The following is a 19,411-nucleotide window of genomic DNA, read 5'->3' as shown; positions in this document are numbered from 1 at the left end:
CATGCTCGCCCAAGCCGAACCGAACGTCTGGCAAGGCCGCGTTGATGCGGAGGAAGGCCCCCTGGGCAAGCGTTGGCACCAGACGGTGCGCCGTATCGATGCATCGACCCCGCTGGCCAACACCGTCGCCCTGGCGGGTTTTGCCTGCGATGCGGGTGTCGCGCGCAACCACGGGCGAACCGGTGCCCACGCGGGCCCCGCTGCCATCCGCAAGATGCTGGCGAACCTGCCCGCGCGTGCCGGCCGTGAGGTCGTCGACGCGGGAGATGTGACATGCCAGGGCGATGCGCTGGAAGACGCGCAAAGCGAGTTGTCCGGCGTGCTGCACGATCTGCTCGACCGCGGCGCATTTCCGATCGCGCTCGGCGGCGGGCACGAGATCGCATGGGCCTCGTTCGGCGGCTTGGCGCGGCACCTGGCGGCAAAATCCGACCAGCCGCCGCGTATCGGCATTCTCAACCTGGACGCGCATTTCGATTTGCGCGCCGGCGAGCGCGGCAGCTCGGGCACACCCTTCCGCCAGATCGCCGAAGACTGTGCGCGGCGCGGCTGGCCGTTCCACTACGCCTGCCTCGGCGTGAGCACTTACGCCAACACCGAAGCGCTGTTCGCGCGTGCGCGCCAGCTCGGCGTGCGCTGGATGCACGACGACGAGATGGACGTCACGCAGCTGGCGCACGTGCTGAAGGTGGTCGAGGTGTTCCTGAGTCAGGTCGACCACGTTTATCTGACGATGTGCCTGGACGTGCTGCCGGCCGCGGTGGCCCCGGGCGTGAGCGCGCCGTCGGCACGCGGCGTGGGGATGGACGTGATCGAGCCCATCGTCGATCGCGTGGTCAGCTCGGGCAAGCTGCGGCTGGCGGACGTGGCGGAACTGAACCCGGCGCTCGACATTGACAACCACACGGCACGTGTTGCTGCCCGCCTTGTGGCACGGGTAGCAGACGGCATTGGCCTGCAAGGAACCACACATGGCTGATCCGGCCAATCCGCACTGGGATGCGCTCTGGACCAACGTCCACCTCGCTACGCTCACCGCCGACGCTGACGGCTACGGCGAGATCCGCGACGGTGCCATCGCCGTAAAGAACGGCCGCATTGCGTGGCTTGGCTACCGGGCCGATCTGCCCGTCAACGCCCGTGCCACGCTGGAGCACGACGGCGGCGGCGCGTGGCTCACGCCGGGCCTGATCGATTGCCACACACACCTCGTCTACGCCGGCAACCGCAGCAATGAATTTGAAGCGCGCCTGAATGGCGTGCCATACGAAGAGATCGCGCGCGCGGGCGGCGGCATCCTCTCGACCGTTCGCGCCACGCGGGCGGCCAGCGAAGACGCGTTGGCCGAAGCCAGCCTGCCTCGCCTGAATGCGCTGCGCGCCGAAGGTGTCACCACAGTCGAAATCAAGTCCGGCTACGGCCTGAACCTCGAAACCGAGCGCCGCATGCTGCGTGTGGCGCGCCGCTTCGGCCAGGCATTGCCGGTGCGCGTGCGGACCACGTTCCTCGGCGCGCATGCCGTACCGCCTGAATTCGCCGGCCGCGCGGATGACTACATCGATCATCTCTGCGCCGATGTGCTGCCCGCGCTTGCCGCAGAAGGTCTCGTCGATGCGGTTGACGCTTTCTGCGAAACCATTGGTTTCACGCCCGCACAGACGGCGCGCATGTTCGACGCGGCGCAGCGCCACGGCCTGCCGGTCAAGCTGCATGCGGAACAGCTTTCCGACCAGGGTGGCGCGGCGCTGGTGGCTCGCTACGGCGGCCTGTCAGCGGATCACCTTGAATGTCTGACCGATGCAGGCGTTACCGCCATGGCGCAAGCCGGCACGGTGGCCGTGCTGCTGCCCGGCGCGTTCTACTGCCTGCGCGAAACGCGCCTCCCGCCGATGGCCGCGCTGCGCGCCGCCGGTGTGCCCATGGCCGTGTCGACCGACTGCAACCCCGGCACATCGCCGTTGTCGTCGCTGCTGCTGGCGATGAACATGGCGTGCACGCTGTTCCGCATGACGCCGTTGGAAGCGCTGACGGGCGCCACGCGTCATGCTGCCGCAGCGCTCGGTTTGTCCGGCACTTGTGGCGTGCTGGCTCCGGGCTGCGCGGCTGACTTCGCTCTGTGGCGCATCGACCGGCCCGCCGATCTGGCGTACGCGATGGGGCTTAACCCGTGTCTGGGTGTGGTCAAGGACGGCGCTGTGGCGGCGTAAGGAACACGCGGTGAGTCGGCTCGTATAATCGGCCGGTCTATCGCGAACCCGCGCCCATGCCATTCCTGCCCGAACCCCTGTTCCAGCACGGCCAGCCCGATCGCACGGCGATCCTGCTCGTCAACCTCGGTACGCCTGACGGTACATCGCCGCGCGAGGTCGGCCGCTACCTGCGTCAGTTCCTGTCCGACCCCCGCGTGGTCGAAATTCCGCGCGCGGTGTGGTGGTTCATCCTCAACGGGCTGATCGTGCCGCTGCGTTCGCGCGCGTCGGCGCACAAGTACGAAAGTATCTGGCTGCGCGAGGCCAACATGACGGGCTCGCCGTTGCTCGTCTACAGCGAGCGTCAGGCGCATGCGTTGCAGCAGTTACTAAACACCCAGGGCCACGATGTGGTGGTTGCCTGCGCGATGCGCTACGGCAATCCGTCGATCCCGTCCGTCATGCAGGCACTGCGCAAGCAGGGCGTCGAACGCATCCTCGTGCTGCCGATGTATCCGCAATATTCCGGCACCACCACCGCAACGGCCTTCGATGAGGTTTTCCGTGTGCTGGGCGAAATGCGCAATCAGCCGGAGTTGCGGCTGGTCAAGCATTTTCACGATGACCCTGCCTACATCAATGCGCTGCACCAGCAGGTGGGGGCGTATTGGGCACAGCATGGGGCACCCGACTTCGCGCACGGCGACAAGCTGGTGCTGTCGTTCCATGGTGTGCCGCGACGGACGCTGGAATTGGGCGATCCGTATCACTGCGAATGCCTGAAGACCGGTCGCTTGCTGGGTGAGGCGCTCGGCCTGCAGCCGGGTCAGTATCTGGTCACGTTCCAGTCACGCTTTGGCCGCGCCGAATGGCTTCAGCCGTACACCGCGCCCACGCTGGAAGAGCTTGGCCGCGTCGGCACCAATCGTGTGGACGTGTTCTGCCCGGGTTTTCCGGCCGATTGCCTGGAAACGCTGGAAGAGATCGCCATGGAAGGGCAGTCGACCTTCCGTGTCGCCGGCGGCAAGGAGTTCCACTACATCCCGTGCCTGAACGACAGCGAAGCGTGGATTGCCGGCATTGCCGACATCGCGCTGGCGCATCTGCAGGGCTGGCCGCTCACCCTTACGCATCCGCATGTACTGGAGGCCAGCCGCACGCGTGCGCAGAGCAAGGGGGCCGCCGCATGAAGGTGAGCACGGACGCTGCCGATCGCGTGCGCATCGACAAATGGCTGTGGGCGGCACGCTTTTTCAAAACGCGGTCTCAGGCGACGGATGCGGTGGAGCGTGGTCGCGTGCAGATCAACGATCAGGCGGTTCGCCCAGCCAAAGAAGTGAAAATCGGCGATCACGTGCGAGTGCACGCGCATGAACAGCAATGGGAAGTGGAGGTGGTGGCGCTGGCGGAAGTCCGCGGCCCGGCTTCGGTCGCTCAAACCCTCTATGCCGAGACGGACATCAGCCGCTTAAAACGCCAGGAGAGCGCCGACAAACGCCGACTGTATCGGGAACCCGCTACACAAATTGCCGGCCGGCCTACTAAGCGAGACCGGCGGCGCATCGACAAACTCGGCGGAGAATGAAGCAATCCGCGCGAGTGTGTGCTAACTTGACATGCTCATCAAGCCGCGCGGCATCTGCTGCATCTGTGCAGGCTTGATGATGTAATGCTTGAAAAATGCCTTACCGCTACCGTACTCCGTATAACGCGGCGTGACGGCACCAGACAGGCAAATGAACGTTGTGGCTGCGGTCAGGGTCAACAGCAGGAGCACGGTCAGAACGGGCAATTTGTTGTGCATGGTACGAACCCTCAAAGAAGCTCGCGCCCCCCAATTTTTTCTTGCATCATAGGCGGCCAATTGGGGCGTCGCAATTGCTGTGCCGTGGCAGTCTGATGAAAGTTGTAACCCCATATTTCGTGATGCACGGCGCACAGTTGTCGCGCATCCGGCGCCCTTGAAAAGCGCGCCAAATGCCCCATAACGGGGACAAATCGTTTGTAAAAATCCAGCGGATCGATTCCGGGCACATGCCGTGCGTCGATCCCCTTTATCCAGCGCTATGAAACACACTTCGGACACCCCCTCGAACTCGGACATGCCATCGGACAGCCAAGCCATCCAGCCGAACGCATCGGCGACGGGCCAAGCGGCCCATGCCTATTCGAGCCAGGCGCAGCGCGCAAGCGCGGACGCCCAGGCTGTCGCCGGTGACGAAGCCGCCGTGGCAGAAGCCGTGGCTGACGTAGACGTCGCTGAACTGCGCCGTCAACTCGAAGCCGCGGAAGAGAAGGCCCGCCAGAACTACGAAAACTGGGCCCGCGCCACCGCCGAATGCGAGAACATCCGCCGCCGTGGTCAGGACGATGTGGCCAAGGCCCACAAATTCGCCATCGAAGGCTTCGCTGAATATCTGCTGCCCGTCATGGACAGCCTGCAAGCCGCCTTGGCCGACACGTCGGGCGATGCCGCCAAACTGCGCGAGGGCGTTGAACTGACGCTCAAGCAGTTGTATGCCGCATTTGAAAAGGGCCGCGTCACCGAGTTGAACCCGGTGGGGGAAAAGTTCGACCCCCATCGCCATCAAGCCATTTCGATGGTGCCGGCAGATCAGGAGGCCAACACCGTGGTCGCCGTCCTCCAGCGCGGTTACACGCTGGCTGACCGCGTGCTGCGTCCGGCCCTCGTGACGGTGGCAGCGCCTAAGTAAGGCAAACGCGCCTCATGCTCCACAGCACAGCCACTTCGCCAGATGCCCACGGCGCGATCCCGGTCGACAAGACCGCGTTCGCGGCGTTCGGCATGCGCGAAGTGAATACCGAGACCTTCGACGCGGCCGTCACCGCTGCGGGGGATGCGCTGGTGTGCGTGTTTTTCTGGGGCGTCGATTGCTTCAACTGCGAAATGGCCAAGAAGGCCATGCTTGCGCAATTCGGTGCTGTGCGTGAACTGGGGCTGAAGTGGCTCCATGCCAACGTGTACGCGCACCCGGAGTTGGGCCAGCGCTTTGCCCTGCACGGTATTCCCGTGTTCATGTTTTTCCACCGTGGCAAGAAGCTGGGCCGGGCGACCGGCTGGCATGGCCACACTCAGTTTGCCTCCGCCGTTGCCAATGCGCGCAACAAGCTGGCCGGCAAGCCGCTTGTCTGAGGCTGCGACCGTCATGACGTCGATGCCCATGGCTGCGGCCTTCTTTCTTGCTTCGCCTTTCCGTGCTGTGCGCCGCAAGCGCATGGCGCGCACCTTGCCGCGCGCCGCTCAGGCGTTGACCGCGGCCCTTGCCGCCGCCCGGCGGTCGTTCTAGTGCCCCTGCGGCACGTTGCCGCCGGGCTCGCTCTCTTTCACCAGCAGTTTTAGTGCGTGTTACCCGCCGGCCGGCCTGCGTGCCCGCTGGTTTCCTTGCCGCTGCTTTGCGTTGGCCCTGTAGGGCGATCGGCAGCGGCTTTGCTTCGTGTTGAACACAGACTTGTAGGAGATCGTCATGGCCAAAGCAGCCGCCATCTACTTGACCGAGCTGGACCTCACCCGCCTGGAAAACGCCGCCAACCGGGCCGGCAGCAACTCGCCGCTGGCAGGTCTGGTCGACGACCTGATTGCACGTGCCAATGTGGTGCCCGGCAACAAGATTCCCGCCGATGTGGTGACCATGAACTCGGTCGTGTGCGTGGTGGATGACACCGGTGCAGAGCAAGAGTGGACGCTCGTCTACCCGGAAGAGGCCAACGTGGCGTCGGCCAAGCTGTCGGTGCTCTCGCCGATGGGCGCTGCGCTGCTGGGCGCGCGCGCGGGCAAGTCGGTCAAATACTCCGCGCCCAATGGTGCTCAGCATTCGTTGCGCATCGATCGCGTGGCGTTCCAGCCGGAGGCCGCTGGCCAGCACACGCTGTAAGCCGGCTGCATCCTATCGCGAGAGGCTGTACCCGACGCGCAACTGCGAGCCCAGCTTGTGGTTGTAGTCCAGCAGGCTCTCGCCGTAGCCGGTGAAATACTGAATGAACAGATAGCCGGCCGTGCCGGTGAAGATCCGGCTCATGGGGTACGTCAGTTGCGCGTCCACGCTCCCATAGGCCTTACGGGTGCCCTTGCGCAGCGTGGCGGCCAGTTCCCAGCCGTTGGGCGCACCGTACGACACGCGGAAATCGCCAAAGCCACGGTAGTGCGCGATATCGGTGTTGCCGCTGCGTGTGAGGTAGGCGTAAAGCTTGGGCTCGAACTTCCAGTGGTAATCATTCAGGTCACCAAAGTGGAATGTCGGCCGTACGAAGACGGTGTTGATGGCGCGTGAGGCATCGCCGTCGCGGCCGTTCGATTCGTGCTCGATGCCGCCCGCGAACGATAGCCGTGTGAGCGCGCCGCCATGGATGCCCGTGTCGGGGCGGTAATAGAAGACGCTCGGCCGGTAATTCGTATCCCGGAATGGCGCCGATTCCTTGCCCAGATCCCACAGCGAGAACTGCGTGTAACCGAAATACACGTTATCGAGCAGCGCTGCCGATGCCGGATTCTCGGGTTGAAAAATCCGAAATTTGAAGCTCAGCTGGAACTTGGCGTTCAACCCTTCGTGCGCCCCGATGGCGGCGAACATCGGTTCGTGGAAAGTCAGGCGCGCCGTTTCTTCGGGCGGCCGGGCAGCCTCGCCGCTGCCCGCCACGGCTACGGGAATGGGGGGTGTAGCGGTTGCGTTGGCAGCAGGGGCGCTGGGGTTGGTGCCCAGCGCGCCGCCTGGCCGGATCGCTTCGGCCGCGGCGTTACGGACGGCGCCATCGGGCGCGCCTTCCGCAGCGATTTGCGGGGCGTCAGGGCCGCGCACGAGTGTGACCAGTACCGGCGCCGCATCCAGATCGGGAGCATCGATTCGAACCGTACCGCGCAGCACCTCCGGCAGCGTGCCCGTGTAGGCGATGGTGCGGACCTGCCCCGGACGCAGATGCAGGGTCTCCGCCCCAGCGTTAAGTCGATGGAGGATCACTTCCACAGCGCCTTGCAGATCCGCGGTGGCCGTTACGCGCAGCCTGGCCGGTACCGCGTAGCTGCGCTGCGCGGCGTCACCGGAAATGACCAGGGTCAGGGTGAAGGGCTGGTTGGCATCGATGCGGCGGGAAGGCTGGAGCAGGGCAACGGCGGCATCGGCAGAGGGCACGGCGCATGCGGCAAGGACTGCGGCGCCAAGAGCGGATCGGAGAGGGAGCAAAGGCATGGGCGCAAAAGCCGGGTTGGCGTCCGGCACGTGGCAATGCGCGCAAGGGTAACACCGAGACCTTTTGTGCCCGGTTTGAGGCTGCGGGCGTTCGAAACGCACGTTTTTGCCCGGTAGCGCACGTTTTCGGGTGCTTTCCCAAGAAAAACCGGCCAAAATGCTCAACTTTTCAAAATTCGGCCTTGAAAAGCCGGACGGCACTCCCACATCCGTTCCAAGTTTGTATTCAGTGCAGTCCTGACACCAGATTCGAGGAGCAAGAACATGGGCAAAATCATCGGTATCGACCTTGGTACCACCAATAGCTGCGTCGCCATCATGGAGGGCAACACCCCCAAGGTGATCGAAAACGCCGAAGGCGCACGCACCACCCCGTCGATCATCGCCTACATGGAAGACGGCGAGATCCTGGTCGGTGCCCCGGCCAAGCGCCAGGCCGTGACCAACCCGAAGAACACGCTGTATGCCGTCAAGCGCCTGATCGGCCGCAAGTTTGAAGAAAAAGAGGTCCAGAAGGACATCGGCCTGATGCCGTACACCATCACCAAGGCCGACAACGGCGACGCCTGGGTGGAAGTGCGTGGCCAGAAGCTGGCGCCGCCGCAGATTTCCGCTGAAGTCCTGCGCAAGATGAAGAAAACTGCCGAGGACTACCTGGGCGAGGAAGTGACCGAAGCCGTGATCACGGTGCCGGCGTACTTCAACGATTCGCAGCGCCAAGCCACCAAGGATGCCGGCCGCATCGCCGGTCTGGACGTCAAGCGCATCATCAACGAGCCGACCGCGGCTGCGCTGGCATTCGGCCTGGACAAGAACGAGAAGGGCGACCGCAAGATCGCTGTGTATGACCTCGGCGGCGGCACGTTCGACATCTCGATCATCGAGATTGCCGACGTGGACGGCGAGAAGCAGTTCGAAGTGCTGTCGACCAACGGCGATACGTTCCTGGGCGGCGAAGATTTCGACCAGCGCATCATCGATTACATCATCGGTGAGTTCAAGAAGGAGCAGGGCGTCGACCTGTCGAAGGACGTGCTCGCACTGCAACGCCTGAAGGAAGCCGCTGAAAAGGCCAAGATCGAGCTGTCGAGCACGCAGCAGACCGAAATCAACCTGCCCTACATCACGGCGGATGCCTCGGGTCCGAAGCACTTGAACCTGAAGATCACGCGCGCCAAGTTGGAAGCGCTGGTCGAAGACCTGATCGCCCGTACGATCGATCCGTGCCGCACCGCCATCAAGGATGCTGGCGTGAAGGTGTCGGACATCCACGACGTGATCCTGGTGGGCGGCATGACGCGTATGCCGAAGGTGCAGGAGAAGGTGAAGGAGTTCTTCGGCAAGGAAGCCCGCAAGGACGTGAACCCGGACGAGGCCGTTGCCGTGGGCGCTGCCATCCAGGGCCAGGTGCTCGGCGGTGACCGTACCGACGTGCTGCTGCTGGACGTGACGCCGCTGTCGCTGGGCATCGAAACGCTGGGTGGCGTGATGACCAAGATGATCGGCAAGAACACGACCATCCCGACCAAGTTCTCGCAGACGTTCTCGACTGCTGACGACAACCAGCCGGCCGTGACGATCAAGGTCTACCAGGGCGAGCGCGAGATGGCCTCCGGCAACAAGCTGCTCGGCGAATTCAACCTGGAAGGCATTCCGCCGGCACCGCGCGGCACGCCGCAGATTGAAGTGTCGTTCGACATCGACGCCAACGGTATCCTGCACGTGGGCGCCAAGGACAAGGCGACCGGCAAGGAAAACAAGATCACGATCAAGGCAAGTTCCGGCCTGTCGGAAGCCGAGATCGAGCGCATGGTGAAGGACGCCGAGGCCAATGCCGAGGAAGACAAGAAGCTGCGCGAACTGGTCGACTCCCGCAACCAGGGTGAAGCGCTGGTGCACTCGACCAAGAAGGCACTGGGCGAGTACGGCGACAAGCTGGAAGCTGGCGAGAAGGACAAGATCGAAGCCGCGATCAAGGAACTTGAAGAGACCCTGAAGGGCACCGACAAGGCCGCGATCGACGCCAAGACCGAAGCGCTGGCCACCGCCTCGCAGAAGCTCGGCGAGAAGGTCTATGCCGACATGCAAGCCAAGGGCGAAGCCGGCGGTGCTGAACAAGCCGCCGCCGGTGCCCACGCAGGCGCGCAAGCCGGGCAAGGCGCACCGCACGACGATAACGTCGTCGATGCCGAGTTCAAGGAAGTGAACGACAAGAAGTAAGCCAGATCGTCCGCCAGGCGGACGTTACGGTACGCCGGGCAGTGGTCATCGGGTTGTGCGGGACGCACCTGATGTCACGCTCGGCTTTTTTGCTATTCGACACGCAGTAAAAAACAGGCGACGACTGAAGCCACCATGGCAAAACGTGATTACTACGAAGTGCTCGGGGTGGGCAAAAACGCGAGCGACGACGAGATCAAGAAGGCGTATCGCAAGCTCGCGATGAAGTACCACCCGGACCGCAATCCGGACAGCAAGGAAGCGGAAGAGAAATTCAAGGAGGCCAAAGAGGCCTACGAGATGCTCTCCGATGCAGAAAAGAAAGCTGCCTACGACCAGTACGGCCACGCGGGCGTCGACCCTAACATGGCCGGCGGCTTCGGCGCGGGCGGTGCAGGCTTTGGCGGGGGCTTTGCCGAAGCCTTCGGCGACATCTTTGGCGACATCTTCGGTCAAGCCCAAGGCCAGGGCGGGCGCCGCGGCGGCGGCCCGCAGATGTATCGCGGTGCTGACCTGCGCTACAGCATGGAGATCACGCTGGAGCAGGCCGCGCATGGCTACGACACGCAGATCCGAGTGCCGCACTGGGACGAGTGCGACCACTGCCACGGCAAGGGCGCCGAGCCGGGCTCGAGCGTGGAGACCTGCCCGACGTGCCACGGCGCCGGTCAGGTCCGTGTGTCGCAGGGCTTCTTCACGATGCAGCAGACGTGCCCGAAGTGCCACGGCAGCGGCAAGTACATCCCCAAGCCGTGTACCAAGTGCCACGGCCAGGGCAAGCTGAAGAGCCAGAAGACGCTGGAAGTGAAGATCCCCGCCGGCATCGACGAAGGCATGCGCATCCGTTCATCGGGGAATGGCGAGCCGGGCATCAACGGCGGGCCGCCGGGCGATCTGTATGTGGAGATCCACATCAAGCCGCACCCGGTGTTCGAGCGCGACGGCGATGACCTGCATTGCCAGATGCCGATTTCGTTTGCGACGGCAGCCATTGGCGGCGACATCGAAGTGCCGACATTGGGCGGGCGCGCCTCGTTCACGGTGCCAGAGGGCACCCAGGCCGGCAAGACGTTCCGCCTGCGCGGCAAGGGCATCAAGGGCGTGCGTTCGGGCTATGCGGGCGATCTCTATGTGCACATCAACATCGAGACCCCGGTCAAGCTGACGGAGCACCAGAAGGAGCTGCTCAAGCAGTTCGACAAGTCCGTGCACGAAGGCGGCTCGCGGCACAGCCCGCAGGAGCAGTCGTGGATGGACAAGGTGAAGAACTTCTTCTCTGCGTAAGAAGCCGCGCAAAGCTAATGCGCAGCCCGAGCTTGGCACTGTGATGCTCGCCGTACCGATGTACGGCTGCGCTTCTCGTACCAACCTCGGGCCGCTCGCTACGCTTTTCGAGGCTTCTTGAACACCAATTCTTCGATCAGGACTTCGTCATGCAGCCGCTCCAAGCGCCAGAAGCCGGCGCGCCGTTCGCGCTGCTGGACGATGCCACCTCGGGCGGCGTGCCGTGCTCGCGCTGGTACACCGGATATGCCGGCGAGTTCTTCCGGCCGGCGGGCATCCTGGATGGGCTGGACGATGACCTTCGTGCCGCCTGGCGCCAGGGCTTGCATGCTCTGATCGTTGCGCCGTATGAGTTTGGCGAGCCGCTGGTCGGTCTGCCGGCTTCCACCGAAATCTCTTCGTCCTTGCCCGGACACGACGGCCGCCTGCGCGTGCTGCTGTTCCGCACGATGCAGGTGCTGTCGCCGGCAGAGGTCGATACGCTGTTCGACGCCTGGCCTGACGCGACCGGTGCAGCCGGTCTGTTTGACTGTGCGGCCAGCGTTGATCACGGCACCTACACCGACGCCATCGCGCGCATCCACGACTGGATTGCGGCGGGCGACACTTACGAAGTCAACTACACGTACCGGCTGCGCATGACTGCGTTCGGCGCGCCGGCGGCGTTGTATCGGCGCCTGCGTGCGCGCCAGCCGGTGCCGTACGGCGCCTTCATCGGGCTGCCCGAAGGCGCCGCGATTCTGTCGTGCTCGCCGGAGCTGTTCTTTTCGCATCGCGCGGGCCAGCTTGTCGCGCGGCCGATGAAGGGCACCGCGCCAGCCTCGGGCGACGTCGAAGTCGACGAAGCCCGCGCCATCGCACTGGCCGCAGACGAAAAGAACCGCGCCGAGAACTTGATGATCGTCGACCTCTTGCGCAACGATCTGGGCCGCCTCGCGCGCGCGGGGTCAGTGCGCGTGCCGGCGTTGTTCGAGGTGACGCCGTTCGGCAGCGTGCTGCAGATGACATCGACGGTGGAGGCCGAGATTCCGCCCGCCACCGGCCTCGCCGGTTGCCTGCGCGCGTTGTTTCCGTGCGGCTCCATCACGGGCGCGCCCAAGCGGCGGACGATGGAAATCATCAAGGCGCTGGAGCCGGAGCCGCGCGGCCTGTACACCGGCGCGATCGGCTGGATCGATGCGCCTGCCGACGATCGCGCGATGGGCGATGCATGTTTCTCGGTGGCGATCCGCACGCTGGTGCTGAGCGCGCCCGGCACCGATGGGCTGCGCCGCGGCGAACTTGGCATCGGCTCCGGCATCGTGCATGACAGCGTCGCCGACGACGAATATGCGGAGTGCCAACTGAAAGCGCGCTTCGTGACGGCGCTTGACCCGGGGTTGTCGTTGTTCGAGACAATGCGCGCGACGCGCGAGGGCGTGCCACTGCTGGATTGGCATCTGGCGCGGCTGGAGCGGTCGGCGGCCGCATTCGGCTTCCCGTTCGATCGCACTGTACTGACGAATGACGTGGCGCGTGCGTGCGCAGGGCTCGAAGGCGAGGGCGCTTATCGGATGCGCTTATTGCTGACGCCGAATGGCTCGGCAAACGTATCGGCCGTGCCGCTGTCGCCGCTGCACGCGAGCTGGGATGCACCGGTCCGCCTGCTCGCCGCCGCGCAACCGCGCGAGATCACGCACAGTCTGCCGACGCACAAGACCACGTTGCGCGAAGGCTACGACGCTGCCTGGCAGGCGGCCGAGCGCGAGGGTGCATTCGATGCGGTGTTCTTCAACGCCGATGGCACCCTGGCCGAAGGCGGGCGCAGCACGTTGCTGGTCAAGCTCGATGGCGCGTGGTGGACGCCGCCGCTGTCAGCGGGGGTCTTGCCGGGGGTGATGCGCGCCGTGCTGCTGAAAGACGCTTCGCCGTGGCTGGGCGGGCCGCTGCAAGAGCGCTTGCTCACCCGCGCGGATGTCGCCCGCGCCGAGGCCATCGCCGTATGCAATGCCCTACGCGGCGTGGTGCCCGCGCATTTCGAGCCGGCCCTGTCCGTCGACGTGCTCTAGCTTCCAGCGCGCCACGCCGGGCAGGTTGATGAGTTCGCGGTCGTGGCAGACCATCAGCAGCGTGCGGCCCTCTGCTGCCAGTTCTCCCACAAGTGCAATGACTTGCTCGCGTGCGGCGCCGTCCAGATTCGACGTCGGTTCGTCGAGCAGCAGCACATCCGTGTGCAGAGCGCGCGCCCGCGCCAAGGCAAGACGTTGCGTTTCGCCGCCGGACAGGCGCTCGGGCGGCACATCCACCACATGTTGCAGGCCTGCCCAGCGCAGCGCATCGTCGACGCGGGCATTCAACTCTGCAGGTGCCACGCGATGCGCGCCCGTGATGAGCCCATAAGCAAGATTCGCGCGTACCGAAGTGCGGAACAGGTAGGGATGCTGGTGCACGTAAGTCAGCCGCGCGCGCAGCTCGGCCGGGTAGGGGGATAGCGCCTGCTGCCCGCGGCCCAAATCGACGGTCGCACCATGGGCGGGTGCGAGCCCGGCCAGCATGCGCAGCAACGTTGTCTTGCCGACACCGTTTGCGCCAGTAATGACGATCGCGTGCCCTGCCGACAGCGCCAGACGCGGAATCTCGAACAGAACGCGCGCGCCGTGCTGGCAGCGCAAGCCTTCAAACACCATCGTGGGCTGCGACGACGCACTCATGCCGGCTCCCTGCGATAGTTGCCAGCCCCTTGCAACCACGCCAGCACAAGGTTGACGAGCAGTGCCAGCACGATCAGCACGATGCCAAGCGCAATGCCTTGTGCGAACTCGCCCTTGCTTGTTTCCAGCGCAATCGCGGTGGTCATGGTGCGCGTGACGCCCTCGATGTTGCCGCCGACCATCAGCGCCGAGCCCACTTCGGCGATGACGCGCCCGAAGCCGGCCACCACTGCAGCCATGAGGCCGAAGCGCAATTCACGAAACACCGTCAACAGCAAACGGACGCGCCCGGCGCCCAGCACACGAGCGGTTTCTGCGAGCCGCGGATCCGCGCGCTCAAGTGTGGTGAGCGCAAACGCGACGATCACCGGCAGCCCAAGCACCGCTTGTCCGAGGATCATGCCGCCTTGGGTGAACAGCAGCCCGAAGCCGCCCAACGGGCCCTGGCGCGAAAGCAGCAGATACAGCAGCAACCCGATCAGCACGGTCGGAAACGACAGCGATGCCTGCGCCAGCACCACCAGCGCACGGCGCCCCGCAAACCGGTGCATGGCGATGAGGTAAGCGATGAGCAGACCGGGGGGCGCCGCCAGCAGCAGCCCCGCGATCGCCACCTTCAACGACACCCAGACGATCCGCCACAACGCCGCATCGCCGCTGGCAAGCAGGGCGAAGGCGTCGACGGTGGCCGACCAGATTTCCATGCGGATGCCGCTCAGGCGAAGGTGTGTTCCGGGCCGGGGAACGTACCGTCCTTGACGGCAGCCACATAGGCGGCGACGGCGCCATCGATGGTGGTCTGCCCGTCCATGAAGTTGCGTACGAATTTGGGGCGATGACCCGGGAACACGCCCAGCATATCGTGCATGACGAGCACCTGGCCGGAGCACTCCAACCCGGCGCCGATGCCGATAGTCGGGATGGCAAGCAGACGCGTGACTTCACCGGCCAGCCCCGCCGGAATGGCTTCCATGACGACGAGTTGCGCGCCGGCGTCCTGCACGGCCAGCGCGTCGGCCTTCAGTTGTGCGGCCGCCTCGTCGCCGCGGCCCTGCACTTTGAAGCCGCCAAATGCATGCACCGATTGCGGCGTCAGGCCGATGTGCGCGCACACGGGGATGCTGCGTTCAACCAGGAACTTGATGGTCGGCGCGAGCCACACGCCGCCTTCGAGCTTGACCATCTGCGCACCGGCCTGCATCACGCGTACGGCGCTGTGGAAAGCCTGTTCGGGCGTGCCATACGTGCCAAACGGCAGGTCCGACACGAGTAACGCCTTGTCGATGCCGCGGGATACGCATTCGGTGTGATAGACGATGTGATCGAGCGTAACGGGCAGCGTGGTCTTCTGGCCCTGCATGACGTTGCCGAGCGAATCGCCGACGAGCAGCACGTCGGTGCCGTTGCGATCCATCAGGGCGGCGAAGCTGGAGTCATAAGCCGTCAACATGGCGATGCGCTCGCCGGCGGCGCGCATGGCCTGCAGCGAAGTCACCGTGACGGCCTTGCGGTTCGATTCCTGGAGATAGCTCATGGACTGAGACTCATTGGGGCATCGCGAGCGCCCACGCAGACCATGTGGTGCGTCGACTAGCGCGTTGCCAGCTTGATGAATTCCTTGGGCCCGCGCATCGCGTCGATGCGGGCGAGCAAGGTGCGGAAATCGTCGTCGTTGCCTGCGGGGTCGAAGGCAGCGGTGTCGACGATCATCGTCGGTGCGGCATAGTAATACAGAAACAGCTCGCCGTACGCGGCGCAGATGCGTTCGAGATACTCCGCATCGATGCCGGTTTCGTAAGGAACGGCCCGACGGGTGACGCGTGGCAGAAGGTCCTCTGCGCGCGCCTGCAGACAGACGACGAGATCGATGCGCTGTTGCGGCAGGGCCAGCGCATTGGCCATTGCGTCGTACAGCGCGAGTTCATCGGCGGGCAGCGTGAGCTGGGCGAACAGGCGGTCGCGCGGCAGGAAGCTGTCAGCGACGATGCGCTCTCCGGCAAGCGTCGCCTTGTGCCATGCCTTCAGGCGCTCGGCACGCTGCAGCAGGAAGCGCAGCTGCACCGGCAGCGCATAGCGCGCGGGGTCTTCGTAGAAGCGGGCGATGAAGGCGTTTTCGGCAGGCGTTTCGAACAGCGTCGACGCGCGCAGATGATCGGCCAGACGCTGGGCCAGCGCCGTCTTGCCCACGCCAATGGGCCCTTCGACAACGATGCGGCGCAGGTGATCCAGTGCCATCAGCGGGTGATTTGTGTGGTGCCTGTGATCAGGCGGCAGGCTGCTTGGCGCGCATGCACTGGCACATCATGGTCTTTTCGATCCGCTGGTCGGCCACGCCGGGCAGCAGTGCCGCCACGGCACCAATGCCCGGAATCACGAGATCGGGCGCCAGTTCATGCAGGGGCAGCAGGGTAAAGGCGCGTTGGCCCACGCGCGGGTGGGGCACCGTGAGCTCCGGTGAGGTGAGGACGTGGTCGCCGTAGAGCAGCAAGTCCAGGTCGAGCGTGCGCGGCGCGTTGTGGAACGGGCGCTCGCGGCCGAACTGGTCCTCGATGTGGTGACAGATGCGAAGCAGCTGGTCGGCAGTGAAATGCGTATCGATGCGCACCACGGCGTTGATGTAATCGTCGCCGCTGGATTCGACGGGCGCGCTGCGATACAGGCTCGATTTGCCGGTGACGGTGATGCCGACCTGCTGCGCGAGGCAGACCACGGCGTCTTTCACTGCCTGGCGTGCGTCGCCCAGGTTGGCGCCGATGCCGATGTACGCCACTGTCTTCACGTTTCCTCCGAACTTCCCGGATTGACGTCAACGACTGTATCCGATTTTGCCGGACCACGTCGGCGGCGACGCCGCTTGCCCGGGCTGGCCGAACCGGTATTTGCAGAGGGGCTCGGTGCGTGCTTGGCTTGGGCCATGAGGGCTTCGCGGGCTTCGCCGTCGCCGCTCTGGAAATCGGTCCACCAGTCGGCCAGTTCTTGCGGCAATTCGCCCGACGCACAACGCAACACGAGGAAGTCGTAACCGGCGCGGAAGCGCGGCGATTCGAGCAAGCGATACGGCATGCGGCCCGAGCGCTTCTCAAAGCGCGGCTGCATGCTCCAGATTTCCTTCATGTCGGAGGTAAAGCGGCGCTGGATGGCGAGTTGCTCGGTCTGGCGGTCGAGCACTTCGTCCATGGCGGTGTGCAGCGCGGGGATCAGCGGCTCGCCGGCGGCGCGGCGGCGGTTCCAGTGCTCGACCACGTGATGCCACAGCAGCGAGGCAAACAGGAAGCCCGGCGAGACCGGCTTGCCGGCCTTGACGCGATCGTCGGTGTTGTCGAGGGCAAGCTGCACGAAGCGCTGGCCCATCGGCTGCTCCAGTGCGACGTCCAGCAGCGGCAGCAGGCCGCGGTGCAGGCCCGCCTTGCGCAGTTCCTGCAGCGATGCCCAGGCGTGGCCCGACATCAGCAGCTTCAGCATCTCGTCGAACAGGCGTGCGGCCGGCACGTTGTGGATCAGCGGGCCCAGCTCCGCGATCGGCGCGCGCGTGTCGGGATCGATGTCGAAACCGGTCTTGGCCGCGAAGCGCACCACGCGCAGCATACGGACCGGGTCTTCGCGGTAGCGGGTGAGCGGATCGCCGATCATGCGCAGCGTACGCGCGCGCATATCTTCCATGCCGTGATGGTAGTCATGCACGGTTTCGTCGGCGGGGTTGTAGTACATCGCGTTGACGGTAAAGTCGCGGCGGGTGGCGTCTTCGGCCTGGGTGCCCCAGACGTTGTCGCGCAACACGCGGCCGCTGGCGTCGACGGCATGCGTGTGGTGGTCCAACTCGGTGCGCTTGACGCGCTTGCCCGCGGGCACCTGCTCGGCGTCCACCGCGTCGACGAGCGCGCGGAAGGTCGAGACTTCGATGATTTCCTGATCGCGTCCGCCGTAGAACGTGACGTGCACGATCTGGAAGCGGCGTCCGATGATGCGCGAGCGGCGGAACAGCGCCTGAACCTGATCGGGCGTGGCGTTGGTCGCTACATCGAAGTCTTTCGGCTTGATGCCGAGCAGCAAGTCGCGCACGGCGCCGCCAACGATGAAGGCGCTATAGCCGGCTTCCTGCAGCGTGGATGTGACCTTGACCGCGTTGCGCGAGAGCAGCTTCGGGTCGATACCGTGCTCGTCCACGCTCCATACGCGCGCCTGGCGCGGCACGCCTCCGGCAGACTTGGTGCGCGCCTTGGCCGTTCTCGGTGCCTTGGGCGAGCGGGCCTTCCTGGCGGCGGGCGCCCCCGGTTCAGCGGGTGCCTGAGGCTCTGCGGAGGTTTTGCCCAGCAGGCGATTGATGAGTTTCTTGATCACGCCACGCCCTGCTTAGAAGAGATCCATGATGCGCCAGTTGCGCGCGGCTGCGAGGTTGCGCAGCGTGTCGTCCGGGTTGGTGGCGACGGGGTCGGTCACTTCTTCCAGCAGCGGCACGTCGTTGGCCGAATCGCTGTAGAAGGTACTGCGCTCGAAATCGCTCCAGCCCCGGCCCATGTTGGCCAGCCACTCGTGCACGCGCGCGACCTTGCCTTCGCGGAAGCTGGGCGTGCCCGCCACATCGCCGGTGAAGGCGCTGTCCGGCTTGCCGTCGGCGGTGGCCGGCTCGGTGGCGATCAGGTGGTCGATGCCGAACGCCTGTGCAATCGGGCGGGTGACGAAGCTGTTGGTGGCGGTGACCACGCAGCACAGGTCGCCGGCGTCCAGATGCTTGTAGACCAGCGCTTGCGCCTGTGGCGTGATCTTCGGACGGATCACGTCGTGCATGAACTCGGCGTGCCACTGGGCGAGCGTGTCGCGCGGGTGGGCGGCCAGCGGTGCCAGGGCAAAGCGCAGAAACGCATGAATATCCAGCGTGCCGGCCTTGTAATCGGCATAGAACTGATCGTTCTTCCGCTGGTATTCGGACGCATCCACCACGCCGCGGCGGATGAGGAAGCGTCCCCACTCGTGGTCGCTGTCGGTGGGGATGAGGGTGTGATCGAGGTCGAAGAGGGCCAGATTCATGGGGCGCGATTTTACCCGAACGTTACATAACCGGCCGCGCCAGAGCCCCGATCACTTCATCAACGCGAGCATGTCGCGCACGAGCGGCAGGGTGACGGCGCGCTTGCGGGCGAGCGAATAGGTGTCGAGGGCGTCCAGCAGGGCCATCAGGCTCGGCATGTCGCGGTAGGAGTGCGTCACGAGCCACTGCGGCACATCGGCCGAAAGCTGCATGCCGCGTTCGCGAGCGGCCTGACGCAGCGCTTCCACCTTGTCGGCGTCGGACAGGGGGCGCAGCCAGTAAACCAAGCCCCAACCCAAGCGGGTGCGCAGGTCTTCACGCAGCGGCATCGCCATTGGCGCGGCAGCCCCGGAGATGGCGATGGCGGCATGCGGGTGCGCGCGCACTTCATTGACGAGGTTGAACACGGCGATCTGCGCCCATTCGTCAAGCCGCTCGGCGTCATCAATGGTCCAGACGGTAATGGTGGGGTCGAATTCGAAGGCTTCGGGCGGGGCGTCGGGTTCCAGCGTGCGGACTTCGTAGCCGCCAGCCTCGGTCTGGGCGCAGATGGCTTGCAGCAGGTGGCTGCGGCCGCTGCCTTCCTCGCCCCACAGGTAGACCAGGCGGTCTGTGGCGGTGCCGTCCACCACCTGCGGAATCAGGGCGCGCAGGCGCAGCACCGCCTCTTCGTTGCCGGTGGCGACGAAGTTGTCGAAGGTCGGGGCGGGTGTCGCACCGAGTTCGAGCGGGAGCTGTTCGGGTGTGGCCATGAAACGTGGAGTGGAGTCGCCGTACTTTTCAGTTGCCTTCAGTTGCCAT

The 19,411-nt window shown here is 65.1% G+C and carries 20 protein-coding genes; 10 read left to right on the top strand and 10 right to left on the bottom strand.

Going from position 1 to position 19,411, the window contains the following annotated elements; all coding sequences use genetic code 11:
- Position 1: 1 nt before the first annotated feature.
- Genes hutG through N5B55_RS12500 form a run of 4 tightly spaced genes read left to right on the top strand, consistent with a single transcriptional unit; the run spans position 2 to position 3,774 of the window.
- A complete protein-coding gene (gene hutG / locus N5B55_RS12515; RefSeq protein WP_304538339.1) occupies positions 2-979 on the top strand; it encodes a formimidoylglutamase in 978 nt (325 codons plus the stop codon).
- Entirely contained in the window at positions 972-2,207 is a 1,236-nt protein-coding gene (hutI, locus tag N5B55_RS12510; protein WP_304538338.1) for an imidazolonepropionase, read from the top strand. Before hutG ends, hutI begins: the two co-directional genes overlap by 8 nt.
- A 56-nt stretch (positions 2,208-2,263) precedes the next feature.
- Positions 2,264-3,379 carry a ferrochelatase gene (gene hemH, locus N5B55_RS12505; protein WP_116575630.1) on the top strand — a complete coding sequence of 372 codons (1,116 nt, stop codon included), beginning with the start codon at positions 2,264-2,266 and terminating at the stop codon, positions 3,377-3,379.
- Positions 3,376-3,774 carry an RNA-binding S4 domain-containing protein gene (locus tag N5B55_RS12500; protein WP_304538337.1) on the top strand — a complete coding sequence of 133 codons (399 nt, stop codon included), beginning with the start codon at positions 3,376-3,378 and terminating at the stop codon, positions 3,772-3,774. The genes hemH and N5B55_RS12500 overlap by 4 nt, the downstream gene beginning before the upstream one ends.
- 21 nt (positions 3,775-3,795) lie before the next feature.
- Here N5B55_RS12500 and N5B55_RS25315 read toward each other — a convergent pair whose 3' ends face one another.
- Positions 3,796-3,993: a hypothetical protein gene (locus tag N5B55_RS25315; RefSeq protein ID WP_369812405.1), complete on the bottom strand. Its 198-nt coding sequence runs from the start codon at positions 3,991-3,993 to the stop codon at positions 3,796-3,798.
- Between the two features lie 262 nt (positions 3,994-4,255).
- Between N5B55_RS25315 and grpE the strand changes: the two genes are divergently transcribed.
- From grpE to rnk, 3 genes are all read left to right on the top strand, one after another.
- Complete coding sequence (gene grpE, locus N5B55_RS12490) at positions 4,256-4,903, top strand: nucleotide exchange factor GrpE (protein WP_304538336.1); 648 nt, start codon at positions 4,256-4,258, stop codon at positions 4,901-4,903.
- Between the two features lie 14 nt (positions 4,904-4,917).
- Positions 4,918-5,343 (top strand): thioredoxin family protein, encoded by a 426-nt coding sequence (locus tag N5B55_RS12485; RefSeq protein WP_178960626.1) that lies wholly within the window; start codon positions 4,918-4,920, stop codon positions 5,341-5,343.
- 331 nt (positions 5,344-5,674) lie between these two features.
- Positions 5,675-6,082, top strand: a complete 408-nt coding sequence (gene rnk / locus N5B55_RS12480) for a nucleoside diphosphate kinase regulator (RefSeq protein WP_178960625.1) — start codon at positions 5,675-5,677, stop codon at positions 6,080-6,082.
- Between the two features lie 12 nt (positions 6,083-6,094).
- Here the strand turns inward: rnk and N5B55_RS12475 are convergent, their stop codons facing one another.
- A complete protein-coding gene (locus N5B55_RS12475; protein ID WP_178960624.1) occupies positions 6,095-7,390 on the bottom strand; it encodes a phospholipase A in 1,296 nt (431 codons plus the stop codon).
- Positions 7,391-7,654: 264 nt separating this feature from the next.
- Here N5B55_RS12475 and dnaK point away from each other — a divergent pair, with 264 nt between their 5' ends.
- The 3 genes from dnaK (at position 7,655) to N5B55_RS12460 (ending at position 12,942) form a co-directional block, all read left to right on the top strand.
- Complete coding sequence (dnaK, locus tag N5B55_RS12470) at positions 7,655-9,610, top strand: molecular chaperone DnaK (RefSeq protein WP_012762799.1); 1,956 nt, start codon at positions 7,655-7,657, stop codon at positions 9,608-9,610.
- A 135-nt stretch (positions 9,611-9,745) separates the two neighbouring features.
- Positions 9,746-10,894 (top strand): molecular chaperone DnaJ, encoded by a 1,149-nt coding sequence (gene dnaJ / locus N5B55_RS12465; protein WP_304538334.1) that lies wholly within the window; start codon positions 9,746-9,748, stop codon positions 10,892-10,894.
- A 149-nt stretch (positions 10,895-11,043) separates the two neighbouring features.
- Entirely contained in the window at positions 11,044-12,942 is a 1,899-nt protein-coding gene (locus N5B55_RS12460) for a bifunctional chorismate-binding protein/class IV aminotransferase (protein ID WP_304538333.1), read from the top strand.
- On the opposite strand, the gene N5B55_RS12455 is transcribed toward N5B55_RS12460, so the two are convergent.
- The 8 genes from N5B55_RS12455 to hda are packed head-to-tail and all read right to left on the bottom strand — an operon-like array spanning position 12,886 to position 19,362.
- Entirely contained in the window at positions 12,886-13,584 is a 699-nt protein-coding gene (locus N5B55_RS12455; protein ID WP_304538332.1) for an ABC transporter ATP-binding protein, read from the bottom strand. The two genes, N5B55_RS12460 and N5B55_RS12455, sit on opposite strands and share 57 nt — an antisense overlap.
- On the bottom strand, positions 13,581-14,288 hold the full coding sequence (locus N5B55_RS12450; protein WP_004631691.1) for an ABC transporter permease: 708 nt from the start codon (positions 14,286-14,288) through the stop codon (positions 13,581-13,583). Before N5B55_RS12450 ends, N5B55_RS12455 begins: the two co-directional genes overlap by 4 nt.
- Before the next feature lie 11 nt (positions 14,289-14,299).
- Positions 14,300-15,118 (bottom strand): 3-methyl-2-oxobutanoate hydroxymethyltransferase, encoded by an 819-nt coding sequence (gene panB / locus N5B55_RS12445; protein WP_178960619.1) that lies wholly within the window; start codon positions 15,116-15,118, stop codon positions 14,300-14,302.
- A 56-nt stretch (positions 15,119-15,174) separates the two neighbouring features.
- Entirely contained in the window at positions 15,175-15,819 is a 645-nt protein-coding gene (locus N5B55_RS12440) for a deoxynucleoside kinase (RefSeq protein WP_304538331.1), read from the bottom strand.
- Between the two features lie 28 nt (positions 15,820-15,847).
- The gene (gene folK / locus N5B55_RS12435) at positions 15,848-16,363 is read right to left on the bottom strand and encodes a 2-amino-4-hydroxy-6-hydroxymethyldihydropteridine diphosphokinase (protein ID WP_009241422.1); all 516 of its coding nucleotides are present in this window, start codon (positions 16,361-16,363) and stop codon (positions 15,848-15,850) included.
- Entirely contained in the window at positions 16,360-17,922 is a 1,563-nt protein-coding gene (gene pcnB / locus N5B55_RS12430) for a polynucleotide adenylyltransferase PcnB (RefSeq protein WP_178960618.1), read from the bottom strand. Before pcnB ends, folK begins: the two co-directional genes overlap by 4 nt.
- 12 nt (positions 17,923-17,934) lie before the next feature.
- Positions 17,935-18,609, bottom strand: coding sequence for an HAD family hydrolase (locus N5B55_RS12425; protein ID WP_012762792.1), 675 nt, complete (start codon positions 18,607-18,609; stop codon positions 17,935-17,937).
- Between the two features lie 51 nt (positions 18,610-18,660).
- On the bottom strand, positions 18,661-19,362 hold the full coding sequence (gene hda / locus N5B55_RS12420) for a DnaA regulatory inactivator Hda (protein ID WP_004631704.1): 702 nt from the start codon (positions 19,360-19,362) through the stop codon (positions 18,661-18,663).
- Positions 19,363-19,411: the final 49 nt, after the last annotated feature.

This window comes from Ralstonia pickettii (assembly GCF_030582395.1).
Classification (GTDB): Bacteria; Pseudomonadota; Gammaproteobacteria; order Burkholderiales; family Burkholderiaceae; genus Ralstonia; species Ralstonia pickettii_D.
This window is presented reverse-complemented; position numbering and strand designations above follow the sequence as displayed.

What these genes read in the sequence shown, in the direction of transcription:
- hutG (WP_304538339.1), top strand. Translation starts at nt 2, where the DNA reads ATGCTCGCCCAAGCCGAACCGAACGTCTGGCAAGGCCGCGTTGATGCG.
- hutI (WP_304538338.1), top strand. Translation starts at nt 972, where the DNA reads ATGGCTGATCCGGCCAATCCGCACTGGGATGCGCTCTGGACCAACGTC.
- hemH (WP_116575630.1), top strand. Translation starts at nt 2,264, where the DNA reads ATGCCATTCCTGCCCGAACCCCTGTTCCAGCACGGCCAGCCCGATCGC.
- N5B55_RS12500 (WP_304538337.1), top strand. Translation starts at nt 3,376, where the DNA reads ATGAAGGTGAGCACGGACGCTGCCGATCGCGTGCGCATCGACAAATGG.
- N5B55_RS25315 (WP_369812405.1), bottom strand. Translation starts at nt 3,993, where the DNA reads ATGCACAACAAATTGCCCGTTCTGACCGTGCTCCTGCTGTTGACCCTG.
- grpE (WP_304538336.1), top strand. Translation starts at nt 4,256, where the DNA reads ATGAAACACACTTCGGACACCCCCTCGAACTCGGACATGCCATCGGAC.
- N5B55_RS12485 (WP_178960626.1), top strand. Translation starts at nt 4,918, where the DNA reads ATGCTCCACAGCACAGCCACTTCGCCAGATGCCCACGGCGCGATCCCG.
- rnk (WP_178960625.1), top strand. Translation starts at nt 5,675, where the DNA reads ATGGCCAAAGCAGCCGCCATCTACTTGACCGAGCTGGACCTCACCCGC.
- N5B55_RS12475 (WP_178960624.1), bottom strand. Translation starts at nt 7,390, where the DNA reads ATGCCTTTGCTCCCTCTCCGATCCGCTCTTGGCGCCGCAGTCCTTGCC.
- dnaK (WP_012762799.1), top strand. Translation starts at nt 7,655, where the DNA reads ATGGGCAAAATCATCGGTATCGACCTTGGTACCACCAATAGCTGCGTC.
- dnaJ (WP_304538334.1), top strand. Translation starts at nt 9,746, where the DNA reads ATGGCAAAACGTGATTACTACGAAGTGCTCGGGGTGGGCAAAAACGCG.
- N5B55_RS12460 (WP_304538333.1), top strand. Translation starts at nt 11,044, where the DNA reads ATGCAGCCGCTCCAAGCGCCAGAAGCCGGCGCGCCGTTCGCGCTGCTG.
- N5B55_RS12455 (WP_304538332.1), bottom strand. Translation starts at nt 13,584, where the DNA reads ATGAGTGCGTCGTCGCAGCCCACGATGGTGTTTGAAGGCTTGCGCTGC.
- N5B55_RS12450 (WP_004631691.1), bottom strand. Translation starts at nt 14,288, where the DNA reads ATGGAAATCTGGTCGGCCACCGTCGACGCCTTCGCCCTGCTTGCCAGC.
- panB (WP_178960619.1), bottom strand. Translation starts at nt 15,118, where the DNA reads ATGAGCTATCTCCAGGAATCGAACCGCAAGGCCGTCACGGTGACTTCG.
- N5B55_RS12440 (WP_304538331.1), bottom strand. Translation starts at nt 15,819, where the DNA reads ATGGCACTGGATCACCTGCGCCGCATCGTTGTCGAAGGGCCCATTGGC.
- N5B55_RS12425 (WP_012762792.1), bottom strand. Translation starts at nt 18,609, where the DNA reads ATGAATCTGGCCCTCTTCGACCTCGATCACACCCTCATCCCCACCGAC.
- hda (WP_004631704.1), bottom strand. Translation starts at nt 19,362, where the DNA reads ATGGCCACACCCGAACAGCTCCCGCTCGAACTCGGTGCGACACCCGCC.